This window comes from Thermosporothrix hazakensis (genome assembly GCF_003253565.1).
GTDB classification, from domain to species: Bacteria; Chloroflexota; Ktedonobacteria; order Ktedonobacterales; family Ktedonobacteraceae; genus Thermosporothrix; species Thermosporothrix hazakensis.
The window spans coordinates 1-21,353 of sequence record NZ_QKUF01000016.1 but is presented as its reverse complement, the minus strand read 5'-3'; the positions used below and the strand labels follow the sequence as shown (position 1 = coordinate 21,353).

Genomic DNA, 21,353 nt, shown 5'->3' with positions numbered 1-21,353 from the left:
GCCTCCCGGAAACGCTCTCTTTATCGGAACTGAGCCGCCTTCTCATCCTCTGAAGCTAGCCAGGAAAATCAACAGGAATTCCATGCATACCGAGCGTAAACGAGATTTCACCGCCATGATGAATATCATGCTCCATCACATGCCCGACGACCCAGGCACGCGACAGGGAGACCTGTTTGCCATCCCACTCATCAGGGAAGGTTTGTTGCATGTCGAGGGGACTCCAACGGGCCAGACAATTTGCAATCAATTGCCAGGTCAGATCAAAACCGTGAGCCAGCTCGGCAGCGGTCAGGACAGGTTCTCCCTGTTGTAACGCATCTCCGTTTCGTTTCAGGTACGCGCCCATCTCCTCGCTGAACTCTTCTCCCAGGGTTTGAGTGAACCAGCCGAGACGGACACCGATAATATGCATGGCATTCTCGCCAACGGAGCGCAGGTGAGGCGCGGCACGCAACGCAAGCTGTTCAGCGTTCAGCGACGAGATCGCCTCTTTGACGTGCTCCTGATACTCTTTCCAGATCGTGTGGTACGTCGTGAGAGCAAAGTTGTCTTCAGCCATAGCAGTATGCTCCTTATTGCGTTTCTCACAGCTTACCACAGAATGCGGATATATTCTGTCCTCATTCAGGAGGTTCCGCTAAAGCAAGCCGGGCCAATTTCTCCTGATAAAAGGCGCGTTACAGAAAACCGGCTATGACTTTTCCCGCAGGAAGACAGCCAGTACCAGAACAAGGAGACTGATGGCGAATAGTACCTGAAACCCTCCTTGTAAGGCCACAGGAAGAGAAACTGAAAGCCGACTCTTGACAACCATTCCCACCAGAGCCACACCAAGCGTCGGACCAAGCTGACCAAGATACCGCATGACTGACATGCCCACGCCAAGTTGTGAGGGAGATAGAGCGTTTTGCGCTGCAAGCGGAGCCATAGAGAAAAACACTCCCAATCCCAGCCCGGCAAGCACCATTATACTGAGAAGAGAAAAGAGGGATGCAGTAAATACAAACTGTGCAAGCAGAAACGTAGCAATACTCATCGCCAACGCCCCACCAATCACAATTCTTCGGTATCCCTTCAGCCCCTTCGCAGCAAAACCGGCCAGCAACGAGGCCAGATTAGAACTGACCAACATTGGTGTGAGAAGAGCACCACTGGTCGTCGCCGATACCTTCAGCACCTCCTGCAAAAAGAGGGGGAGATAGATTGTCAGATTGAACAGAATTACACCCTGCAACAGATTTAAGATTGAGGCAATGGTAAAAATACGGTTGCGGAAAATCCTCGGTGGAATCACTGGATCTTTGGCTCTTCTTTCAACGAACAAAAACAGACCATAGCACACAAGCGCAGCGAGAATCATTCCCGAAGTGAAATGCGTAGAAGTACTCAACCCGACGAGCATACAGACTGTAGCCAGCATGATAAGTAGTGCACCACAAATATCGATCTGCTTCACTGTTGCCGCATTCGAAGATCTGACCTCCTGGTGCGAGAAACGTACAGGCAAGAAGATCAACAACAACACGAGTGCCAGCATCCCTACAGGAAGGTTGATATAGAAAATCCAGCGCCAACGCGTAGAGGGCATCACAACTGAGGGTAACAGCGACCCATGATCGGTAAGCCACCCTCCAAGAGTCGGGCCAAGCAGATTGGCACATCCATAAACACTACCGAAAATAGCCTGCCATCTCCCGCGTTTTTCCGGCGGAAAGATATCGGCCACAACCACTACCACCAGCGCAATTCCCACACCGGCCCCCAGACCTTGTATCACTCTGGCAGCTATCAATTGCTCAATCGTTTGCGCCAGGCCTGCCAGCAACGATCCCAGCAGAAATAGCGTAACACCACTCACAAGAAACCATTTTCGCCCAAATACATCAGAAAGCTTGCCAACCACCGGAATTACAGTTGCTATCGCCACCAGATACCCGTTCACAACCCACGAATAGTATTCAATGCCTCCCAGGCTTGCAACAATTTGTGGCATCGCGGTATCTACAATGCTCTGATCCAGTGCCTCTAACAATAATGTGAGCAACAATGCGACAAGGACACAAACAAACCCTCTCCCCTGTAAACGACACGCAGACATCTGTGAATCCTGCACAGGGACGCATTGCTTCTGAGTTTCCATCCCGATCTCTCCTCTATGATAGGCTCTATCTTCTCCATTCTCTCTTCATCTCGACCTCTTTACATGTAAAAATGGAGACATTTCATCCAGTCAATATGACGACAATATGCCTGTATGCAGATATTCCAAAGCTTTCCGGAGGAGCACAACACTGCACTCCGCTCCGGTCAGCTTTTTCCCGAAAATTATGCATAAAGATCTGGCTCATGATAGTTAATCTGAATATACAGGCCATCTGGATCACGCACCCCAAGTGAGTAGCCATATGCCTCATCGGTAACAAAACGCTCAAGAGGTATTCCCGCAGCGAGCAGGCGTTCCTGCACGATCTCAAGCGGCTCCTGACTCTCAAAGCTCAGATCCACCCGCTGTTTATCGGTATATTCCGGCAGCGTTTCCATTGAGTGCAAAGCAAGGCGCGCAGGCCCCATACGTAACTCTATCCAGTGCCCTGTTCGTTGCCTTTGCACAAGCTCGCAGCCGAGCGCCTGGTAAAACTGCAATGAACGCTCTAGATCACTCACATAGACAATTGGCAGAGGAATCAAGCCTTTTTCCCCTTCCCCAGAAGACGCACCACCTTGAATGTGACAGAAGGTCCGCAATGCCTGCTCTACAAATACCGAAAGCGATACCCCTCGATCGACTGCTGTATGTTTGACTTCGCGAATAAGATCTGGCGGCAAATAAACATTAAACTGTTGCTTCTTTCCATTTCCATCCGGGGCCATGCTTCATCTCCTTCTACTAGTATGCTAGCATGCTAGCATTTTACTATGAAAGTGTCCGCAATGCAAGGCCCTGTCTACACTCTCTATTTGATCGGCACCCCTTCCGTTCATCCTCAGCCCTATACCAACTACCAGATATCGCAGAACAATTACAGGTCCGGCATTGCAGGAAGGTGTTGCAGCGGAGACGGAGCGACTGTACTACCGAGAAAGCGGTATGGAGAGCATTTCCCTTTGTTCTCCATACCGGTCAATTCCTCGTGAGGACCGACGATACACCTCCGCCTCCAAAAAGGGAGAACAGCTCTACACAAGTGGCACATTTCACAACGCTTCCCGCGGCAGGCCTCGAAGCGGCTCAGCCTCAGCTATTTGCGTCCCACCCCAAGCAAGAACTCTGCCGGAGCAACAAAGCCATCAGCGCCCTCAAACTGGCTCACCGCCTGTCTTATCTCCTGTAAGAGTTGTTGCTGCTCCTGTTCGTTCAACTGCGCCATAACACCGGCAGTCAAGCGGCTTGCGGTCGATTGCAGGAAAGCATCGAGCGACGTGTAATGGGTCTGAAATGGAAGAGCACAGGTCAACACGTCGGAAAAGCCAGCTTCCGTCAGTTCTCGTTCAAAGACCGCCGGATCTGAGAGCGAAAAGGGGTCAAGGCGAGGAGAGCGCGCTTCTTTCGTATATTTTGATACGATGGAAAGCGGCAAAGAAAAGAGAGGATTCTTTTCAGGTGCCGACCAGACCAGCGCCGAGACCTTTCCACCCGGCTTGAGAACTCTATGGATCTCTCGCAGCGCTTGCTGAATGCGAGGTATGAGCATCAGGCCAAGACGACAGATCACAGCATCGAAGGCATTATCTTCCAGAACAAGCTGTTCGGCATTCATAACACGCGTGGTGATATTGTTCAGCCCTTCCTGCTGTACCACTCGGGCGGCAACATCGAGCATTTCTGCTGAAATATCAGTTGCCAGAACAGAGCCACCCGGTTCCACTATTCGCGCCGCCAGTATACTCTGATCGCCAGTGCCCGCCGCGATATCAAGGACGTGATCCCCTGGCTTGAGTCCTGCAGCTTCCAGCATGCGCTGTGTTGCCCCCGCGAAGTCTTGCCGACGTCGCTGGATATCCTGCTGCCAGTGCTCTGCTGTCTGGGACGAGCTCCATACGCTACCCTGTGGTTTGTGCCCTTTTTCCTCGTTCACCATATCTTTTCCTTTCTTCTCTTGTTCTTCCCTGCCCTTGCCGCTCCCGACCGAACAGAGGTGCTCTTCTTCTCAAGCCAGAAAGTTTCAAGCAGAAACGATGCACACGATGATCACAAATGGGCATGCCAGACTCGGATGTGCTGCCCGGTTCGGCCAGAAAAGGCGGGAACCAAAACACTCGCAGAAAGCATAGATCCAGTCTACAACAGTATTGAGATAGACGGGCAGGCATTACAAGCCACAATGGAGATGCTTTCCTTTCATACCTGTAGGATCGCCTTTCACGATATATACGCTCAGTTGCCCCTTCCGGTTCGATACATCTCCCTCACAGAACAGGGACGCGCCACAAGAGATCCTGGCAGCAGTGAACAAAAAAGCATGTTCTCCTTGACATCTAGCATTGCCCATTGTATACTTACACCATATATATACACCGTAAGTACGGAGAGGGCAAAGAGATGACCGGAACTGAGAGACGGGAAACGCTTACCCGCCAAAAAGTGTTAGAGACGGCTTTGCAGTTGATTGATCGGGAAGGCCTGGAAGGCCTCAGCATGCGCAAGTTAGGAAACATACTCGGCGTCAATGCAATGTCGCTCTACAACCATGTGAAGAACAAGGAAGATTTGCTCGACGGAGTCATTGAGGTGCTGGTATTGCAGGTCCCCTACCCGGAGATGCCCGACGCAACTCCACGCGAGGAGTTGTGGACGTATATGCATGCCCTCCGCGATGTGTTGCGCGCTCATCCGCGAGCGCTTCCTATCATGGCAACAAGGCCTTTCCGTACCCCTGCCACGCTTGACATTCTAGATCGTCTTCTGGCCACCATTCATCGGGCAAACATCCACGGAGTGCAGGCTGTCTACGCTTTACAGTGCATCGCCATTTTTGCCATTGGCCAGATGTTACTCGAAGCCGGAAAACTGCCTGAAGCCGGTTCTGAACCGGGCGTCAACGGCCCCACCGTGTGGCAGCAATACCCGGCAACGCGCTATCCCACGCTGCACGCAACATTACCGGATATCGCACAGTGGAGCTCCGATGAGGAGTTTGACTTTGGGCTCCAGGCCTTGTTTCAGAGCATCTTCGGGCACGAGAGAAGCGACACCGATGCACGCTGAAGACAAAATAAAATACGTTGGCTTGCATTCTTCCAGGGGAGTGCAGGCTTCAACCAGCACATACTGATGTAGTGTTGTCCTGTAGTTATTCCTTCTGCCAGATGAGGCCGATGGTCCCTTTGCTTTCTGCAAGAAGGGATATCCCGCGGCGCTAAAAACGGGAGCAACATCATCAAGAAAGGACAAAATGATGTCATCAACAAAGACACGATGCTACAAGGTCGCCAATGGACAGGTGAAACTCGCTGTCAGCGAGACAGGCCAGGGGCAAACACTCCTGTTCTTCAACGGGCTTGGCGCAACCCAGGTGTGTTGGAAGCGAATCACCCGGGCACTTGACGGCCAGTATCGCATTGTCACCTTCGACTTTCGCAATCATGGGAGATCGTCCACTGCACACGGCCTCTCCCTTGAGAGCTTTCAGAAAGATGCAGAAGCCATTATGGATCAGGTCGCCGGTCATCGGCCTATCGTGGTTGGCTGGTCGATGGGGGCTGATCTGGCTGTCTGGTATGCTGCCGCGCATCCGGGAAGAATAGCCGGGCTGTTTCTTATTGATGGCGCAGTGCCGGTCAATCTTGTCAGCGATCCCGATGAGATACGACAACGACTCGATACGCCTGCGGTGCGCTTCGGGCCGCTTCTCCTGTACCTGATCGGGATGGGGTATCGACTCTCGGTTGACGATCTGACAAATCTGACCGTTGAGATCAACGCGCGCCGCGAACACGTGCTTACAGCGTATGATCAGCTTGATTGCCCGGTTGAAATGGTACTGGCAACGAAGACCTCCGGAGAAAACGGGGAAAGAGCCGAGCGCAACAATCAATTGTGGAAGACAGGTGGCGAACAGCTTGCCCACCTCCACCCGGAAATATCTCTCAGGTGGTTGGACAACAGCCATCAGCTCCCCTTCAAAGAGCCAACAAAGCTCGCACGCCTTATCGACGACTTTGCCCGACAGATACATCAGCCAAACATTGCGCACTAGTCAGCGCTGTCCGGGGGCTTGAAAAGCAGAACCCCTGCTCTTCAGGCCCGTTCCTGCCTCCAGATAACCAACAGACGATGAACGATCTCGCCAACCGGGAAACGTTCATCTCAGCGGTCCAGGCCTCTCCCGTCTTCAGGCGGCTTCCGCTCTCAAGCGCTCGAAGATCTATCCTCTATGCCTGGAAGTCTGGATAGTGCACCACTTCCTCTATCGTGACTTCCGAAAGCCGGGTTCGAGAGCGTCAGCGCATGCCCGGCCGCCTCTCTTCGAGCCAGACCACACACTTTCAGCTTCAGGTGGTTCAGGCGCGCTCTCTGCATCAAAGAAAACCCCTGTCGAAAAGATGCGCCGTCTTCTCGACAGGAGTTTCTCCGTATTTCCTCTCACCTGATATCTATCGATCCGGGCCTGCTGGCTCCTTCCCTTTCCGCGCTCACCTCCTGAGGAGCAGCCTCATCTCGTGTCGGCAAACAACTCGCGCATAGAGACCCGGAAGACCCCCGCAAGCTTTTCAAGCTCACTGAGCCACGCATCAGTATCGGGGAAAGCTATGAATTGCTCAATGCGCGCCAGCGGGAGCCCACTTTGCTCCGCAAGCGTGGCTGCACTCATGCCTCGGATCCGGGCGAGCTCTTTGATGAAGAGCCTCCAGCGAGGGACAGAAGGCACGAAGGCGCACGTTGGCAGTCTCTCACCAACAGGATAAAAGATGAGCAGCGCACGCTCGTCGGCAATGGCGTATTTCACGGCATGGCGCGCATCTTCCTCCGACGAGAGCGTGAGCGCATATGCACATGCCGGCAAGAGCAGGTGATAACAGTTGTTGTCGGACACAGGAGCATGCTCAAGTTGGATCCCAAGCCGCTGGCACGTTTGCTTCACCTCAAGGTAGGCATGCGCCTTGATCTGCACGGGATAAAGCAGCAGGCGCCCGTCTTCCATCTCCTTCACGGTCACCGGGATGATATTCGTCTCACGCATCTCTTTCCCCTTTCTTCGAGACAAGCATCACATATCCATCTTTGCCAGCACTCACACACCGCTCGGCAAGAAACAGGTGCTGACCAAGCACCAGCCCCCACTGGCTCAAGCACTTTTCGATCTCCGCAAGACGTGCTTGAGCCGCACTCTGGCCTTCCCGGGTCAGGTGAGGAAAGGCCTCCTGTATCTTCTGCACTTCCCGCAAGAGCGCCGCCACCTCCATGAGCGTGGGGGGCACCGGCCTGTCAAGATCCTGCAAAAAGCGCTCATAAGAGGACCGCTCAGCCGCCTTGTTCTCTCCCTGAAGCTGTTGCTCTACGAGCTTTTTGACACTTGCAAGCGTAGCCTCATCAGTCTCAATGCGTCGGATCATCACTCCACCCCGTTCAACTGGATCTGGATCATATCCTCGATGGTGCGCTGCAAGAACCGAAGCGCCTGCACCAGCTCATCACGCTCCTGAGACCGGACTGTGAGCCGTTTAATGAGGGTGAGGAAGGCATCGAGCACCTCGTTCAGCAGTTCCAGATCCTCGAGCGTCAGCAGGATAGCCGCACTCGAGAGGGAATCTTTTTGCTCATGGGCAAGCAAGCCGTGCAAGCGCGCGCGCAGCCCGCTCAGGCGCTGGATTTTGGCACGGTTTGACGGCTTCAAGCGGGATGTATGCTCAAGGTACGAGATGTATGAGCCCACGATGGTTTCAACCACCCGCACATCATTGAAGGAGAGGCAGAGCCGGGGAACCAGAAGCGCCCCATCGCTCTTGCGAAGCTGATCGTAGGCCGGCCAGACCAGATTGGTGGTGGGCAGGGAGTCGTTGGCCTTCGGGAACAAGGGAGTGATGTTCTGTTGCTGCTTTTTCTGTCGTCTCATCGTGTTCCCTGACTTTCTTCTGGATACACCGCAAAGCTGCCTTCATACGACATACCGGTTAAACACAGGAACGCAGACTTGATCGTGTGAGCGTGCTCCTGCGTGACCGGCTCGCCCTGCTGAACGCGCCAGACCACCATGAGCGGGACCCCGGCAACAAAAGCCACGGTGTGGATCGAGAGCCGATGCCGCTTCATGTAGTGTGTTATCTGAGCCCGTTGCACGGCTTTTCTGCTCAAAGGTTGTGTATCGTGGTTCGTGATATCTGCTGTATAGGTACGCATCGGTCATAGACTCCTTTCAATGTCTGCTCGGACGTTTGCCCGGATGAGCGTAACGAAGGGGAAACCTGTTCATTCGTCGTGAATATCTCTCGCTTTGGGGCTCGAGCGCTCATTCTCTCACCCGCCCCCCTCACGCTGCATCCCCTGGTGCCGCTCTTGCTCGATGACCTGTTCTACCTTCATCGTGAACTGCAATAACCCATAGAGCTGTAGCTGTTCTGGCTCCGACAGCAGCTCCGGGTGGCGCGCTACGAGTTCTGTCATCTGGCGCTGCGCCGCCACCAGCGCCGTTGTCAATTCCGTTGACGAGAGCACCACGACATACTGTTTTTCAACAATCCTCGGTTGCCGTTTCTGCTGCATCGGCCCTGCCTCCATTCGGTTCTATCATCCGGAAGTACGTTTGACAGACGAGCGTACTCGCTTGCTCGGCCCCTATCAGCTCTTCCAGCCGCTGCCAGGACGCTTCGAGGGCTGCATACCGTTCATTGATAAAGGCATGGCGTGCCACCATTGCGACGCCCGAGAGGCCCCGGTGCATTGCTTCACACTCCCGGGCAATCCGCATGCGCAGCCGCGCCACCTCACTGCTGATGGTTGTGCTCACATCTTCCTCCTTGTACTCATCTCTGGCATCCTTCCGTCCCCGCATGCTCTCCATCACCCGGCCACAGCGTCGTGATAGAGCGGAACGGGCTGCTATCAACAAGTGAGTAGATAGAGTAGCAGAAGAGAACGAGAAAAAGAATAACACGCTCTCTTATACATGCGTTTTTAGTGTAACATGGCATTTATCTATTTTCAATATAAATTACTCACATTACTATATTAGTAGCATTTGTTATAAATATAACTTTTGCTACTATATGGAAACAGAAAGACAAATGTCTGTTACTTAATACAGAGTGAGTGCTTTGTTCCTTCAGCAAAGAGAGGAAACACGGTGTTCCTCTGCCTCTCCCTGCCTGGGAGATGACATGAAGAGCGATGAGCGGGAACCGCTGACGCATCATTGGCGGTCCCTGGTCATCTTTCTCTCTGCATTTCAAGCATACACCCGCGATCCCTGGAGAGAACATGTTTGCCACCTGTTTCATGCATGGTTGAGAAAAAGCACACGAGATCAGAAGGGACTATACAATGAGGGGAAGAACATGGTATACTTGCTCTCAAGCAGAGAATGCGGAAATCACGAAGGAGATGAGTGAGGAGGTATTGGAGGGATGAACGCAGACATCCACATACGATTGACGACCTTTGGACCTTCGCGCCTGGAACTTGACTGTGCCGAGCAGACCGAGGTGATTTCGCTGCGCCGACGCGAGAAGCTGCGAGGGGTGCTGGCGTTGCTGTTGTGTGCTTCAGAGCGAACCCTGCCACGAGCAGAGCTGGCCAGAGCGCTCTATGATCATGAGCAGGAAGGGCGGGAGCGCTTAGAAGATATACTCAACAATCGCAGTATCAGCCGTGTGCACCCGTGCCTCACGCGGGAGGTCTTCTTTGCGGAGATTGATCATGTGCGGGTAACCTTGCCAGCTCAGGAGCGGTTCTGGTGGGATGCCGACGCCTTTCTTACCCTGGTTGAAGAAGCTGGGTGTTGTGATGAGCCACAGAGAGCGTTGTTGCTCTGGCAGCAGGCCGAGGCCCTGATAGCGCGAGGCACCTTCCTCTCTGATGATGTGGCGGCCCCCTGGAGAGAGCAGCGCATTGTCAGGCGTAAGCAGGAGAAGATCGATCGTGCCCGCCGGCAGATGCTTCGCGGTTTGGGTCTGAGTATGCTTGCGCTCGGAGATGCGGAGAAGGCTCATGAGTATTTTTGTGACTATTTCCAGGAGCTCCCGAGCGATTTTCACACGCTTGAGCAATGTATGGGGGGCCTGGCACGCCTTCAGCGGCCAGACCTTGCCCTCCATCTGTCTCAAGAAGTTGAGTTGCATCTGGCTCGCAAGAAAATACCCCTTGTGTTGCCTCCCTCTCTCCGTTCTCTGGGAAAACAGTTTCATCTCGGGCAGTTCGAGCAAGGAACACATCTCTCCCAATTCAGCTCATCAAAGATAATACTAGGAGATGAAAAAGAACGACAGGCGTTACAGTATCAAAATGGATCATTCTACCCTTCCTCTTTCTTGCAAGATGAGGAGGGAAAAGAGCAAGCAATGATCGAGGGAGATGACACGATGCCATTTTTGACTCGTCGAGACCTCTTCCCATTTTTAGGGTTGGCTGGAATCGCTGCTTCTATGGAGGGAAGCATCTTTGAGCTTCCCGAGTGGGAGCAGGTTTCACAACAGGGCTCCAGAAAAGAGCCCCCGCTTGAAGCGACTGTTCTCGCGCAAGAGCAGGTGATTAACGCATGCTGGCAACTCTGTGATGCCGGACAGTTCTCGCTTGCCCAACGTCTGCTTCAGCCGTTGATTGAAACGCGAGAAGCTGCCTTGAAACATCAGACCCTGGCCCGTTTACAAGCAGAGGCGCTGCGCCTGCAAAGTATTCTTTTTGCTCACTCTCTTCGGATGCAGGAAAAAGTGATTGCCTGTTTGGAGAGCGTTCGCTTCGCGCGTCTTTCCCGAGATCCCAATACGCTGCTTGCCTCGTTGAGACAGTTTGCTACTGCCTTGCGCTACACCGGGCAGGAGAAGCAAATGCTTCCTGTGTTTTTAGAAGCACAGCTCTATTGCAACGAACCCACCGTTGCGCCGACCGTTCGTGCCGGAATCCACGCGGGTACCGCTGTAGCTCTTGCCTATCAGCAACGACACAAGGAGGCGGAGTTTTACCTTCAGCTTGCCTGGGAAACGATCGAGAAAGGAGATGCAGAGCAGTCCAAACCTTCGCTGGCGGAAATAGATCAGGGAAAGGCTCGTATTGCAGGAAACGAAGCCCTGCTGGCTCTGGTACTCGGAGAGCCAAAGCGAGCGTGGACTGTTCTTGTCCCTTATACGAACAATGCGAGTGCGGCGACACCTGAACGCAACCGTCTGGAAATGGTGAATTATCAGAGCAGAGCAGCTCTACTGATGGGAGACAGAGAGTGCTATGTCACTTGTTTGAGGCAGGGGCTTGAAGGGGCAATTGCCCTTCAAAGCAAGAAACGATATGCTGAGGCGATCACGACACTGAAAAAAGAAATTCCACATTCCTGGCACCAGGACGCTCCAATACGCGCAGTTAAAGAAGAGTTTGGTCTATTGCGGGAGGAGGTACAATGACCCCCGTCTTCTCTTTGCTGGCTTTGGTCAGTTGGGAGCCTGCATCCTGGATCTGTTGATGCGAGAAAGCATGCCGCTAGAAATCATCATTGCAGGACGTCATCTCGAAGAGATCCAGCGACGCAGCAACCTTTCGCGGTTAGCTGCCCTTCAGCTTGGTGTCTCTGATCATCCCGTGACCTGTGTACCGCTGGATTTGCTTCAGCAAGAGCAGATCCAACAAGTCTTAGAAGAGACGCAACCGGATATCGTGCTGTTGACTGCCTCGCTGCAACGCTGGGTTGACGTCACATCATTTTTCCCGGTCGCCGTCTGGACAATGGCGCCGCTCCTTCCTTTGTACCTGCCACTTGCACACAACCTGATGCAAGCGGTGAAGCGACAAAAGAAAGCCATGCTTGTGCTCAACCCCATGTATCCTGATGTGGTCCACCCGGTCCTGAATACGATAGGGTTAGCACCAACTGCGGGCGTGGGAGAACTGGCAAACAACCTTCCTGCACTGCGCCTCGTTTGTGCTCAAGAACTTGGTGTAGAATATGAGCGCCTGGAACTTCGTCTGATCATGGCTCGTGCGGTGAGTTATGCTCTTTCTCGTCGGCCTCTCAATAACGCGCCATACCATATAAGTGTGCTCGTTGATGGGATTGATGTGACCGATCAGCTTAACCTTGAAGCCGTGTTCAAGACGTTTCCCGCAGCCTATCCCCGTCCTCGCGGGACTGCTGGATTGCCCATGACAGCCGCCTCAGCGCTTGTAACGATTCGAGCCTTGCTCTCGCCTGTACCTCAGCTTGTTCATGTCCCCGGTCCGCAGGGACTTCCGGGAGGATATCCTGTCTTTCTGAGCAGGAACGAGCTTTCTCTTGCATTGCCTGCATCGCTTTCTCTGGAAGAGGCCCTGCGGATCAATGAAGCTGGCTTGCAGCTTGATGGTATTCGGCAGGTCACTGAAGATGGAACGGTGATCTTCACCGATGAAGCAAGGGAGATGTGCCAACGTCTCTATGGAGAAGATTATTCTTCACTTCGGCTTCAAGATACGGAGAAATGGGCGTGGAAATTGCGGCCCGCTCACTGAGCATCATATGGTTCTCGCATGGTCTTCCTTGCAATATGGAAAGTCTCGACATAAGCTGCGCCAGAAATGAACGCATAGAAGCATCTTCAAGAAGTCAAGGAGCTAGATCAAAGGATCCAGGATTTTTATCGAACGCTACGTACAAAGGGAGCACCTGCTGATGGACTATATACGCTGGATACGAAGTAAAGTAGGACATGACCGTATCTTTCTCAATTTCTCAACAGCCATTGTGCTGAATGAAGAGCGGGAAGTTCTGTTGCAAATGAGAGGCGATAAGCATGCCTGGGGCTTGCCCGGTGGGGCGCTTGAACTGGGAGAATCCGCAGAAGAGACAGTCATCCGAGAGGTCTATGAAGAGACAGGACTGCATATCAAGGTGGAGTATTTCCAGGGAGTCTATACACGCTACAGTGATGACTATCCCAATGGAGATCAAGCACAACCGATCGCTTTCGTCTTTGTGTGCTCGATATGTGGGGGAACGCTCTCTATCGATGGAGAGGAGACGTTAGATCTGCGTTTCTTCCCGGTAACGGCGGCTCCTCCGTTGTTCAATCAGCAGCAACGGGATGCATTCGCTGATTTTCTGCATGGACGACGTGGTATCTCTCGTTAAATCCGCACGTTTGATATGCGTTGCAAATATCCCCTCTAATCAGATGCGAGGAGCACACCTGTCCTTCACGGAGATCATGCGAGAGCAAGATGCATGTTGTGTTGCTTGAGCTATCATCTTCAACAACAAGCCGACGAGGGAGCTCATCCGTCGCGAGAGCCCATCCGAGCTCGCATTGAGCACAACAAGCCCATCGAGAAAGCAACAAGCGCAGGACCAAAGCTGCGCCAGAAAGGGATATAAATATGATCGAAGTAGAATATAAAGGGCGGCTGACTCCGGAAATGCTGAATACAGTCCACTATAAGCTGCAAACGTCGAGCGCACCAAAAACCATACACAACACTGATATCTATTATGATACTGCCAATTGGGATTTATTACGTCAAGCTGTTTTTGTTCGCATTCGTAATCAACATGTTCTTGAATTCAAGTTTAATGAGCACAAAGATCGAAGCCACATACAAAGCACAGAACATACATTCTTTCTAGCAGATATGAATGCATCATGGAACAATCTCTTCGCATCGTTTCTTCCCGATTGGCAACCAGCATCAACCATTGAAGAGGCTATAGCCCGAAATGCCTTATCTCCTCTTGCAACGATTCAAAATACGCGACAGATCTACACCTACCAGGCAATGAAGATCAGCATCGATCATGTAGAAGAGCTTGGTGACTTTCTGGAGATAGAAATACAATGTGAAAGCACCGCTGAGCTTCCCCTTGCACACCAACGCATCTCATCATTTCTCGAAGATCTCCCATTTCAACGTCTCAAAGTGGGCTATGTTGAATTATGGCTTCAGAAATTCAATCATAAAGCGTATGAAGTTGGGCACTATCAATAGTATTATAATGACACGCTTATAAGCATGCTTTTTGCTGATAGAACATCAACGTAAAAATTTTCATACTCTGTAAGTGTTTTCTATTGTAGCAAGCAAGCAAGCATAAACGTGATATTTATATTTGAATTCAGTACACTTAAGAGGTATAATAGAAAGGAGTGTGGTTGTTTCGTCAGGAGGAGACGCACTATTGGAAAAATCGGGCCAATATACACGCTACTCCCCGGGAAAGTATGGGCTTCCTCATATGGGGGAGGTGATAGCTGATTATCGCGTTCGGGCGGGCTGGAAAACAAGAGAGGCGTTTGCTATAGCCTGTGGGGTTGACGTCCAAACAGTGACCTATTGGGAACAACAACAATATCTGGAGGATATGGATAGGCGCATCTTTTTATGCAAAGTCCTCACCATTCCCCCTGGACTTCTTGGCCTCACCTGGAGAAGTGTGATAGACGAGCAGGAAGAAGAAGCATACTTCGCAAGCATAGCGTCCGTTACCGAATACTTAAAGTCGAGTATGTTTGGTTTATATGAAGATTATCTTCATCTTGCGTATGCCAGTAACAGTAAATACACACCTGGTACAGCAAATACATTTTTAAAACACCAACAGGAGCTAGAAGAACTCGTAAAGCACGCCCCGGAAGCCGAGAAAAGCGCCTGGATAGACTTGCTCAGTCGATACTATCAGCATGCTACATTCATAGCGCAACACCATAAACAGAACGAGCAAGCCCTTTCGTACGCAAATCAGGCTGTTGATCTTGCAATGAAGCGTGATCGAGAACTATTCAGCCTTGCACTGTATCGACGCTCTCGGGTGCACCTCATTCAGGGACGCATCGGACAGGCGAAAGACGATATTGATACAGCAATAAAGCACACAAAAGACGTACGCAGCAATGCACTCAAAGGTAGTTGCCACCTGCTTTCTGCTGAGCTCAATGCTTACTATATACGAGGGGATAAGCAGCTCGAAACACAATGTCAGAGATTGCATCAGCAGGCGATGAAGCTGGCGTATAACGAAGACTTTGAGGAAGATAATACGTTTCTCACTTTTAATATGTATGCAGTGCATCACGAAAAAGCGAAGATGCTTTTACGGTTCGCGTTGTACCACACTTCGGACGAAGAGCTTGTAGAAGCCTTAAAATCCCCATATACGCGAGCGAATAAGAGCCATTTGCAAGCCGCACAAACGTCCCTTGTCGCAGCAGAAAAATACCTCGAAATGCAGCATCACCCGAAAGGGATGTATCTCCCAATCACAGAGGCAAAATGGTTTCTTATCGCAAGAGAGTTCGAGGAGAGCGCAAAGTCAGCAAAAACTGCATTGAAAGCAGCGAGGGAAAAGCACTCGCTGCAGGGAGCAGAAGATGTAAAATCGCTTTACACCATGCTCAACAAGCTTGACCCAACTAACCCGTACATACGGAATTTAGGCGTTGAGTTGGGTATATATGGCAAGGGAGCAGTAGCTAGCGAATAGCCCCACTCCCTTCACATTGCCTGGCTTCAGACATGGGGAGTGCCAACGCAGCGACAGGCACATGTTCTCGTTTCTACGCATTCATCAACATCAATGCAGCTAGCGCCACAATGCCTGCAATCCCTCCCACACAAGCAGGGCTCCAAGCAGCAGAAGAAAGAGCCCGCTTCCGCGTAAAGCCAGGCGATACCAGGACTCGGTCAGCACTTTTTGTCCCCGGCTGATAAGCAATGCCAGCATCATCTTCGTGCCGATAATCATCGCGTAGAGACTCAAAGTGAAGGCACAGAATAACCTTCATGCATTTACGTCCTCTCAGGCAACGAAAGCAGAAATTCAGTTCCGCTACCTTCCTTTGAGGTCACGTTCAGCGTTCCATGATGCGCATGGGCAATCATCCGCGCCAGATAGAGCCCCAGGCCCACTCCCTGCGAGCGAGCACCGGCAACGAAGGGCTGAAAGAGGTGGGTCAGGAGCGCCGATGAAATGGGTATTCCATCATTATGCACCGAGATATGAACCCACGTGCCCCCATCACGCTTCTCACGCCCCACCTTCACGAGCACAGGTGTGTGCGCCGCCGCATGCTTGACGGCATTTGCGAGCAAATTTTCTATGATCTGCTGGATACGATCGGGATCAGCGAAAAGGAGCACCTGTTCCGGGCCGTCGATGTGGATCGGCGTTTCTGCTGTACTAAGAGCAACAGCCATCTCCTGCAGCATCTCCATACCATTAAATGTCTGCCGATTCAGCGCAAACAGCCCCTGATCCAGACGAGCAACATCAAGCAAACGCTCAACCAGACGCTCAAGGCGATACATGGTTGTAAGCGCTGCCTGAATATCTCGAAGATCTTTTTCTTGGCCATCCTTCTTCATACGACGATGTATCATCTCAAGTCTGGTTTTGAGCGGCGTCAGATAGTTTTTGAGGTCATGGGCCATCACCGTCAGCAGTTCTTCCGCACCCCGGTGTCGCCCTCGCTCAGTTGCTTCCTGGGTCTGCTGTTCCACCAGCTCGGCCCGATGGGCAATAACACCAAGCCAGCGAGCGATTGCTTCCAGAAAAAGCAGATCGAGGTCTGTAAAAAAGTCGGGCTCGCTTGAAGCAGCCATCAACACGCCTTCAGGCTTTCCTTCCTTCTCAATACGCACAATAATCTGAGAGACGGCCCCCATTCCTTCTGGTGGTGGTGTACGAACACCGGGCAGTTCTGCCTCATCCCGATCAACATGTCCATCCCGAAAGGATTTCCCGGTAAGAAACACCTCAACCGCACGCCCACGGTTGGCAATGGGATACCGATCAAGGCCAAGGCGTCGCTGCCGCTGACTCATAGGAGATTCGTTTGACTCAACCACGAAGAGGCTGCGCGTCTCCGTTTCATAAAAGAGCACATCTACTTTTTCCGCTTTCAGAGCCTCACCGATCAATTGTGCAGCCTGATGCAACGCAGGTTTGAGCTGGATCGTCCGGATAGCAAGGATCCTTTCAAGCGTTGTTAAGAGGCGCTCAGACTGTACTGTGATATTTTGCGGCTTGTTCTGGTTCATATGTTGCCTTGCTTTCTTCGTGGGACCCTCTTCCCCCAGGCTATAGAAACAAGCGAAAACAGATATGTCTCCACTCTCACAGGCAAAAGGAAAGCAACAAGTACACCGGGGATCCTCTTCTCTTCCCTCACCACTCCACCTCAAGCATTCTGCTTCTTTCCTCCCCTATTATATCATAGCACATATCTTCTTTTGCCTCTGGCTCTTCCCGGCAAGAAAACAAAATGCACTCCTGAAATGATCTAGAAATAGTCTAAGAGAGCGCTGGCTTGCGCAAAAGCAGCCTGCTCGCCTCCATCACCCTCCTGCTGTCACGCTCAAAAAGAGCCACCGGGCAGCTTCCCGATAGCTCTTCCGTAGAAACGTGAGTCTTATGCTACCTCTCTCTTCTACTGACCATGCAGTGTTTCACATAACGACATATTTGATTCGCTAACATTTATACAAGCAAATCTCGCAGATCAGCTTACTCTTCAGAGAAGCCTGACAATCCAGAGGGAGGGAGCGCCTCCCTTCATTGCACAACCTTGACCCCAAAACAAAGAAATCGCATGTGCTTGTTCCCTGTATTTTGCAGGACATGCAGGTTCCTGTGAGGGACAATCACGCGATCTCCCGCCGTGACTGGCCGCGTTTCGTCCTCTATCTGCATCGTCCCCTCTCCTTCCAGAAAATAGAACACCTCCTCCATATCCTCGTGCTGATGCGCTGCTATGACTTCGCCTGGCCGGACAGAGACCTCATTGAGAAACATCAACGGAGAATTGACGTCCTCATGACGTACGAGCACTCGTTTCAAGGCGCCGTGCCGGGTTGGCTCTACGGGCACATCCCCCGATAGAAAGCTTCTTAAAAGATGACTTCTCTTGAAACATACCTTCTCTTTTCCCTTTCTCTTTGCTTAACGAACGACATCAAAAGGCCTTTTCCTGAAAAAATCATCCAGAATAGCATTATCCTCATAAATCAAATGCATAGCTTGTATTTGCTCATAGGTGAACCACTGAACTTTTTGTCCCTCTGAGAGTCTGATCTGATCAAGGCGAAAAGATGCTTTCGCCCAATAGGTGTATTCGGTTCCATATGCACGTTCGGCGGCAACAAACAGAGTTGCCTCATGAAGTTCTATTCCCAGTTCCTCCTTTGCTTCACGCACGATACATTCAAAAGGAGATTCCCCTGCATCTATATGTCCTCCAGGGAGGGCCCACATATTCGGATAGGGAATGGCCGGGTTATCGTCGCGCAACTGCAAAAGAACTTGTTCTTTTTCGTTCAAGAAAATAATATTCGTCCCTTTTATTTTCGCCATAGTCGGCCTTTCCTTCTGTTCTTGAAGAAAGAAAACATCAGAGGATATTCCTTCCCATGCGATATGCAGCTAGAGAAGCATCTTGAAAAAGGTGTGAGAAAGCACTGCTACTCAAGTGTAATCTTTGTTGCGCCAAATAAAGAACACGATGGATCTTATCCAGCAGCGAGGGATAATACTGTTCAGCATGCTTTTCTAATTGTCTGGCCAAAGAAACGGCTTCATCTGCATCAACAAGAATGAGACATTGAGCTTTTGAGACCTGCGAGACCAGGTCCTCAAAACCAGGAAGTTCGATCGTCATTCCCTGCCATTGGGTAAAATAGTCAAGTGCATAACGTGCATATTTTCCCCTGATAGACATCGGGAAATCTTTTTGCATATGAAAAGCGAAGCGCTTATATCCTTCTCCTTGTATATACTCAACTTGTTTGAGTGCTCGTTCATAATCGGCAGGTTTTAGGTGAAGAATACCCTTTCTTGCTTCCTCAAGTTTACGCATCCATACCAACTCATCACCACGAGTTGCTTCGATATGAGCACGCTCACAGAAAAAATGGGTTTGGAGCGAAGGATCATCTCTATCCTGGAGCGAGGTAAGTCCATCCTCACATGCTTTAATAGCTGCTTCAAACTGCCACAACACTCGATTATGCCGCCCCCGTTTCGCCATTAACCGGGCATATTCATGACGAAACGGGTTGCTTCCATCAACTCTGCGGAGGACGGTGTCTTCTATGTGGTTATAGGTCTGTAGTACGATTTGATCTCGTTGGTACCACGGGAGGAGATATTCCTGAGCGGCTCCAACAAGCATACCAAGACGAAATAGGGCATCTATGAGGTGCATATCTTTTGAAGTGGGATATTCCTGTAAGAGTTTGTTATAGAGAGAGAGGGACGAACGGAGAACAAAATGCACTTCTCCTTTGGCTAGTAGCCTTCTCAGAGATTCAATAGAGTTTTCTATCACATCATAATAGAGATATTTTTCAGCCTCTGTTGAAGGCATTTCTGTTATAGTTAATGACACTATTGATGAAGTATGCCGTTTGTATTTGAAGAATGTAGAGCAGCTATTCACCTCCGTTACGCTTGCCTTCAGTCTATTTCGCTGTATCTGCTGATAGACAGCTTCAATCTCTTCAGGGATGGGAAGGCCTTGTTGCTGATAGAGGTTCTTTGCTTCCTGATAAGCCCGCACCGCTTCCCGCCGGAGCCCTTGCCGATGCAAGGAGAGCAGCAGGATCCTTCTTCCGGTTTCATCCAGCGGATCATCTCGCAACAGAAGGTTTGCAATGGCTTCTGCTGCTTTGTCGTCCTTTGCTGCCAGGTACGCGTCTGCCAACCAGTGTTGGCACCGGGAGGCAAGTCGCTCGATTTCCCCGCGCCTTCCCAGGCACCATGTTCCATCCTCCTGCTCCAAAAACCTCCCCCGTTGGAACAGGTCAGACGCTTCTTCGAGCAGCGGGATTGCAGCTGGTTGCGTCGGGCCGATGGTTTCCGCTTCTTTGACAAGCGCTTCGGCGTGGTCGGCATCGACCCAGATAGATGCCTGATCCGCAACTGTGAAACGCTCGCCAGTTGTCAGCAGGCTTTGCTTGTCCGGTGTCGAGAGAAGAGCACGAAGCCTCGCTGTTGCTCGGTACAAAGGGGTTTCGGAAGCCATATGAGGCCAAAGCCGCTGCAACAGCGTTGCGCGTGTCGCTGTTCGTTTGTGGTACGTGAGCAAGAACCCCAGGAGGCTTTTAGTGTAACCTGCGTAGGTCTGGATACTCCCCCATTCTTTCTCGTCGACAGGTTCCCAGACATCAGTAGAGAGCCGTCTTTCAACACAAAACGGGCCCAGGATCCAGACCCGGAACAAGACGGAGTCGTGATCGTTCAAGTCTCTCATAACCACCTCTTCACTCTTCTCTGCAACATCTTCTATCAGAGAGGAGATGTGATCGTTTGATCTCTGAAAAGCATATGGCAGTGAACATAGCACAAAACGGTACATCTTGTTTGACACTTCCATATATTACCATAAAAGGTGGCTCTCGTGAAGAACGTATTCCGATGGTACTACAAGCGAACGATGTTCTTTTGCCTGCATGCTTTGCTGGCGTCACTGGATTCGCTTTGAGGAGACAGAGGCAGGCATGGAGGCGAGCGTATGCAGAAAACAGAATGTGACTTCTTGATGAAGTGCGTCTCCCTGACGTGTGTCCAGCTTCGCGACCTTCAAAATCAGATGGTATATGCTCAGGGGCATTTGCGAGCTCTGGTTGCAGAGCTTGATTAAAAAGAGGAAAAGAGACAACTGATACGCTGATAGCGGCTCTCTGCCTCAAACTGGATCTGATGCCGGCGTGGTTGCAGTTGTCTCAAGATGAATATCAGGGAAGTGTCGTATTGCAGGGACGAAAAACAACACTCTACGAGTTACGAGTAAAGAATCAATCAAGTAATTTATTGTTTTAAGATCACCGATTCACTGACAAGAGTTTATAGTTTATGGGGGTTGGTAAGATGAAACAGCATGAAGAAGACTACACGCAATTCACAGCCTGCAAAGACGAGGTTGCTGCTGCTCTGAATGTTCTTCAACAGTTCCTCAGCTATGCACGCTCACATCCCCCTAAAGACGAGAAAGGGGTGAACCATGTGGAGGCGGTGCGGCGCCTTGTCGAGCGGCTGAAACAGGGGCCTGCTGGTCCTCTGTATTCTCAGGTTGTCTATCACGTACAGGCACTGAATCGCGCACAACGCGAGGTCGATAACGGGGCGTGGAACCCACTGCTCTATCAGTCAGCAGTGAATCGCGTAGCCAGACACAAAGAATGGTTACAGTCACATGGCGTCCCAGTCTATCTCGACACGACGGCACGATGCTGGTGTCTTTGGATT

The 21,353-nt window shown here is 51.2% G+C and carries 24 protein-coding genes; 9 read left to right on the top strand and 15 right to left on the bottom strand.

Annotated elements, in window-relative coordinates; all coding sequences use genetic code 11:
• Nucleotides 1–55: 55 nt before the first annotated feature.
• From EI42_RS19755 to EI42_RS19740, 4 genes are all read right to left on the bottom strand, one after another.
• Nucleotides 56–562 (bottom strand): DinB family protein, encoded by a 507-nt coding sequence (locus tag EI42_RS19755; RefSeq protein ID WP_111324364.1) that lies wholly within the window; start codon nt 560–562, stop codon nt 56–58.
• Nucleotides 563–694: 132 nt separating this feature from the next.
• Entirely contained in the window at nt 695–2,143 is a 1,449-nt protein-coding gene (locus tag EI42_RS19750; RefSeq protein WP_111324363.1) for a DHA2 family efflux MFS transporter permease subunit, read from the bottom strand.
• A 185-nt stretch (nt 2,144–2,328) separates the two neighbouring features.
• Entirely contained in the window at nt 2,329–2,874 is a 546-nt protein-coding gene (locus EI42_RS32665) for a VOC family protein (protein WP_170142764.1), read from the bottom strand.
• A 368-nt stretch (nt 2,875–3,242) separates the two neighbouring features.
• The gene (locus EI42_RS19740; RefSeq protein ID WP_111324362.1) at nt 3,243–4,082 is read right to left on the bottom strand and encodes a class I SAM-dependent methyltransferase; all 840 of its coding nucleotides are present in this window, start codon (nt 4,080–4,082) and stop codon (nt 3,243–3,245) included.
• Between the two features lie 461 nt (nt 4,083–4,543).
• On the opposite strand from EI42_RS19740, the gene EI42_RS19735 reads away from it, so the two are divergent.
• Both EI42_RS19735 and EI42_RS19730 read left to right on the top strand, forming a co-directional pair.
• Nucleotides 4,544–5,209: a TetR/AcrR family transcriptional regulator gene (locus EI42_RS19735; protein ID WP_111324361.1), complete on the top strand. Its 666-nt coding sequence runs from the start codon at nt 4,544–4,546 to the stop codon at nt 5,207–5,209.
• Nucleotides 5,210–5,396: 187 nt separating this feature from the next.
• Nucleotides 5,397–6,200, top strand: a complete 804-nt coding sequence (locus EI42_RS19730) for an alpha/beta fold hydrolase (protein WP_111324360.1) — start codon at nt 5,397–5,399, stop codon at nt 6,198–6,200.
• A gap of 456 nt (nt 6,201–6,656) precedes the next feature.
• Here the strand turns inward: EI42_RS19730 and EI42_RS19725 are convergent, their stop codons facing one another.
• The 6 genes from EI42_RS19725 to EI42_RS19700 all read right to left on the bottom strand — a co-directional run bounded on the left by EI42_RS19725 (nt 6,657) and on the right by EI42_RS19700 (nt 8,948).
• Nucleotides 6,657–7,184, bottom strand: coding sequence for a helix-turn-helix domain-containing protein (locus EI42_RS19725; protein WP_111324359.1), 528 nt, complete (start codon nt 7,182–7,184; stop codon nt 6,657–6,659).
• Complete coding sequence (locus EI42_RS19720) at nt 7,177–7,557, bottom strand: hypothetical protein (RefSeq protein WP_111324358.1); 381 nt, start codon at nt 7,555–7,557, stop codon at nt 7,177–7,179. The genes EI42_RS19725 and EI42_RS19720 overlap by 8 nt, the downstream gene beginning before the upstream one ends.
• Nucleotides 7,557–8,057, bottom strand: coding sequence for a hypothetical protein (locus EI42_RS19715; protein ID WP_111324357.1), 501 nt, complete (start codon nt 8,055–8,057; stop codon nt 7,557–7,559). The genes EI42_RS19720 and EI42_RS19715 overlap by 1 nt, the downstream gene beginning before the upstream one ends.
• On the bottom strand, nt 8,054–8,341 hold the full coding sequence (locus EI42_RS19710) for a hypothetical protein (protein WP_111324356.1): 288 nt from the start codon (nt 8,339–8,341) through the stop codon (nt 8,054–8,056). The genes EI42_RS19715 and EI42_RS19710 overlap by 4 nt, the downstream gene beginning before the upstream one ends.
• 117 nt (nt 8,342–8,458) lie before the next feature.
• Nucleotides 8,459–8,704 (bottom strand): hypothetical protein, encoded by a 246-nt coding sequence (locus EI42_RS19705; RefSeq protein WP_111324355.1) that lies wholly within the window; start codon nt 8,702–8,704, stop codon nt 8,459–8,461.
• Nucleotides 8,673–8,948: a hypothetical protein gene (locus tag EI42_RS19700; RefSeq protein WP_146505384.1), complete on the bottom strand. Its 276-nt coding sequence runs from the start codon at nt 8,946–8,948 to the stop codon at nt 8,673–8,675. The genes EI42_RS19705 and EI42_RS19700 overlap by 32 nt, the downstream gene beginning before the upstream one ends.
• A gap of 616 nt (nt 8,949–9,564) precedes the next feature.
• Between EI42_RS19700 and EI42_RS19695 the strand changes: the two genes are divergently transcribed.
• From EI42_RS19695 to EI42_RS19675, 5 genes are all read left to right on the top strand, one after another.
• Nucleotides 9,565–11,550 carry an AfsR/SARP family transcriptional regulator gene (locus EI42_RS19695; RefSeq protein WP_111324353.1) on the top strand — a complete coding sequence of 662 codons (1,986 nt, stop codon included), beginning with the start codon at nt 9,565–9,567 and terminating at the stop codon, nt 11,548–11,550.
• Nucleotides 11,551–11,620: 70 nt separating this feature from the next.
• The gene (locus EI42_RS19690) at nt 11,621–12,631 is read left to right on the top strand and encodes a hypothetical protein (protein ID WP_211326263.1); all 1,011 of its coding nucleotides are present in this window, start codon (nt 11,621–11,623) and stop codon (nt 12,629–12,631) included.
• A 157-nt stretch (nt 12,632–12,788) separates the two neighbouring features.
• Nucleotides 12,789–13,250, top strand: a complete 462-nt coding sequence (locus EI42_RS19685) for an NUDIX domain-containing protein (protein WP_111324351.1) — start codon at nt 12,789–12,791, stop codon at nt 13,248–13,250.
• A 245-nt stretch (nt 13,251–13,495) separates the two neighbouring features.
• Nucleotides 13,496–14,101 (top strand): CYTH domain-containing protein, encoded by a 606-nt coding sequence (locus EI42_RS19680; RefSeq protein WP_111324350.1) that lies wholly within the window; start codon nt 13,496–13,498, stop codon nt 14,099–14,101.
• Nucleotides 14,102–14,261: 160 nt separating this feature from the next.
• Nucleotides 14,262–15,593, top strand: coding sequence for a helix-turn-helix transcriptional regulator (locus EI42_RS19675; RefSeq protein ID WP_146505382.1), 1,332 nt, complete (start codon nt 14,262–14,264; stop codon nt 15,591–15,593).
• Between the two features lie 99 nt (nt 15,594–15,692).
• Here the strand turns inward: EI42_RS19675 and EI42_RS32660 are convergent, their stop codons facing one another.
• The 5 genes from EI42_RS32660 to EI42_RS19655 form a co-directional block, all read right to left on the bottom strand.
• Nucleotides 15,693–15,869, bottom strand: a complete 177-nt coding sequence (locus EI42_RS32660) for a hypothetical protein (RefSeq protein WP_211326261.1) — start codon at nt 15,867–15,869, stop codon at nt 15,693–15,695.
• A 29-nt stretch (nt 15,870–15,898) separates the two neighbouring features.
• On the bottom strand, nt 15,899–17,149 hold the full coding sequence (locus EI42_RS19670) for a GAF domain-containing sensor histidine kinase (protein ID WP_111324348.1): 1,251 nt from the start codon (nt 17,147–17,149) through the stop codon (nt 15,899–15,901).
• 514 nt (nt 17,150–17,663) lie between these two features.
• Nucleotides 17,664–17,978 carry a cupin domain-containing protein gene (locus EI42_RS19665; protein ID WP_111324347.1) on the bottom strand — a complete coding sequence of 105 codons (315 nt, stop codon included), beginning with the start codon at nt 17,976–17,978 and terminating at the stop codon, nt 17,664–17,666.
• 72 nt (nt 17,979–18,050) lie between these two features.
• Nucleotides 18,051–18,461 (bottom strand): NUDIX hydrolase, encoded by a 411-nt coding sequence (locus EI42_RS19660; protein WP_111324346.1) that lies wholly within the window; start codon nt 18,459–18,461, stop codon nt 18,051–18,053.
• A 37-nt stretch (nt 18,462–18,498) separates the two neighbouring features.
• A complete protein-coding gene (locus EI42_RS19655) occupies nt 18,499–20,130 on the bottom strand; it encodes an AfsR/SARP family transcriptional regulator (protein WP_170142762.1) in 1,632 nt (543 codons plus the stop codon).
• A gap of 489 nt (nt 20,131–20,619) precedes the next feature.
• Between EI42_RS19655 and EI42_RS34435 the strand changes: the two genes are divergently transcribed.
• Nucleotides 20,620–20,748, top strand: coding sequence for a hypothetical protein (locus tag EI42_RS34435; RefSeq protein WP_281279032.1), 129 nt, complete (start codon nt 20,620–20,622; stop codon nt 20,746–20,748).
• Between the two features lie 227 nt (nt 20,749–20,975).
• The coding region (locus tag EI42_RS19650) for a hypothetical protein (protein WP_146505380.1) at nt 20,976–21,353 on the top strand (378 nt) is incomplete at its 3' end.

Bases quoted from the DNA above. Each gene is read 5' to 3' on its own strand.
- EI42_RS19755 (WP_111324364.1), bottom strand. From the start codon at position 562: ATGGCTGAAGACAACTTTGCTCTCACGACGTACCACACGATCTGGAAA.
- EI42_RS19750 (WP_111324363.1), bottom strand. From the start codon at position 2,143: ATGGAAACTCAGAAGCAATGCGTCCCTGTGCAGGATTCACAGATGTCT.
- EI42_RS32665 (WP_170142764.1), bottom strand. From the start codon at position 2,874: ATGGCCCCGGATGGAAATGGAAAGAAGCAACAGTTTAATGTTTATTTG.
- EI42_RS19740 (WP_111324362.1), bottom strand. From the start codon at position 4,082: ATGGTGAACGAGGAAAAAGGGCACAAACCACAGGGTAGCGTATGGAGC.
- EI42_RS19735 (WP_111324361.1), top strand. From the start codon at position 4,544: ATGACCGGAACTGAGAGACGGGAAACGCTTACCCGCCAAAAAGTGTTA.
- EI42_RS19730 (WP_111324360.1), top strand. From the start codon at position 5,397: ATGATGTCATCAACAAAGACACGATGCTACAAGGTCGCCAATGGACAG.
- EI42_RS19725 (WP_111324359.1), bottom strand. From the start codon at position 7,184: ATGCGTGAGACGAATATCATCCCGGTGACCGTGAAGGAGATGGAAGAC.
- EI42_RS19720 (WP_111324358.1), bottom strand. From the start codon at position 7,557: ATGATCCGACGCATTGAGACTGATGAGGCTACGCTTGCAAGTGTCAAA.
- EI42_RS19715 (WP_111324357.1), bottom strand. From the start codon at position 8,057: ATGAGACGACAGAAAAAGCAGCAACAGAACATCACTCCCTTGTTCCCG.
- EI42_RS19710 (WP_111324356.1), bottom strand. From the start codon at position 8,341: ATGCGTACCTATACAGCAGATATCACGAACCACGATACACAACCTTTG.
- EI42_RS19705 (WP_111324355.1), bottom strand. From the start codon at position 8,704: ATGCAGCAGAAACGGCAACCGAGGATTGTTGAAAAACAGTATGTCGTG.
- EI42_RS19695 (WP_111324353.1), top strand. From the start codon at position 9,565: ATGAACGCAGACATCCACATACGATTGACGACCTTTGGACCTTCGCGC.
- EI42_RS19690 (WP_211326263.1), top strand. From the start codon at position 11,621: ATGCCGCTAGAAATCATCATTGCAGGACGTCATCTCGAAGAGATCCAG.
- EI42_RS19680 (WP_111324350.1), top strand. From the start codon at position 13,496: ATGATCGAAGTAGAATATAAAGGGCGGCTGACTCCGGAAATGCTGAAT.
- EI42_RS19670 (WP_111324348.1), bottom strand. From the start codon at position 17,149: ATGAACCAGAACAAGCCGCAAAATATCACAGTACAGTCTGAGCGCCTC.
- EI42_RS19660 (WP_111324346.1), bottom strand. From the start codon at position 18,461: ATGGCGAAAATAAAAGGGACGAATATTATTTTCTTGAACGAAAAAGAA.
- EI42_RS19655 (WP_170142762.1), bottom strand. From the start codon at position 20,130: ATGGCTTCCGAAACCCCTTTGTACCGAGCAACAGCGAGGCTTCGTGCT.
- EI42_RS34435 (WP_281279032.1), top strand. From the start codon at position 20,620: ATGCAGAAAACAGAATGTGACTTCTTGATGAAGTGCGTCTCCCTGACG.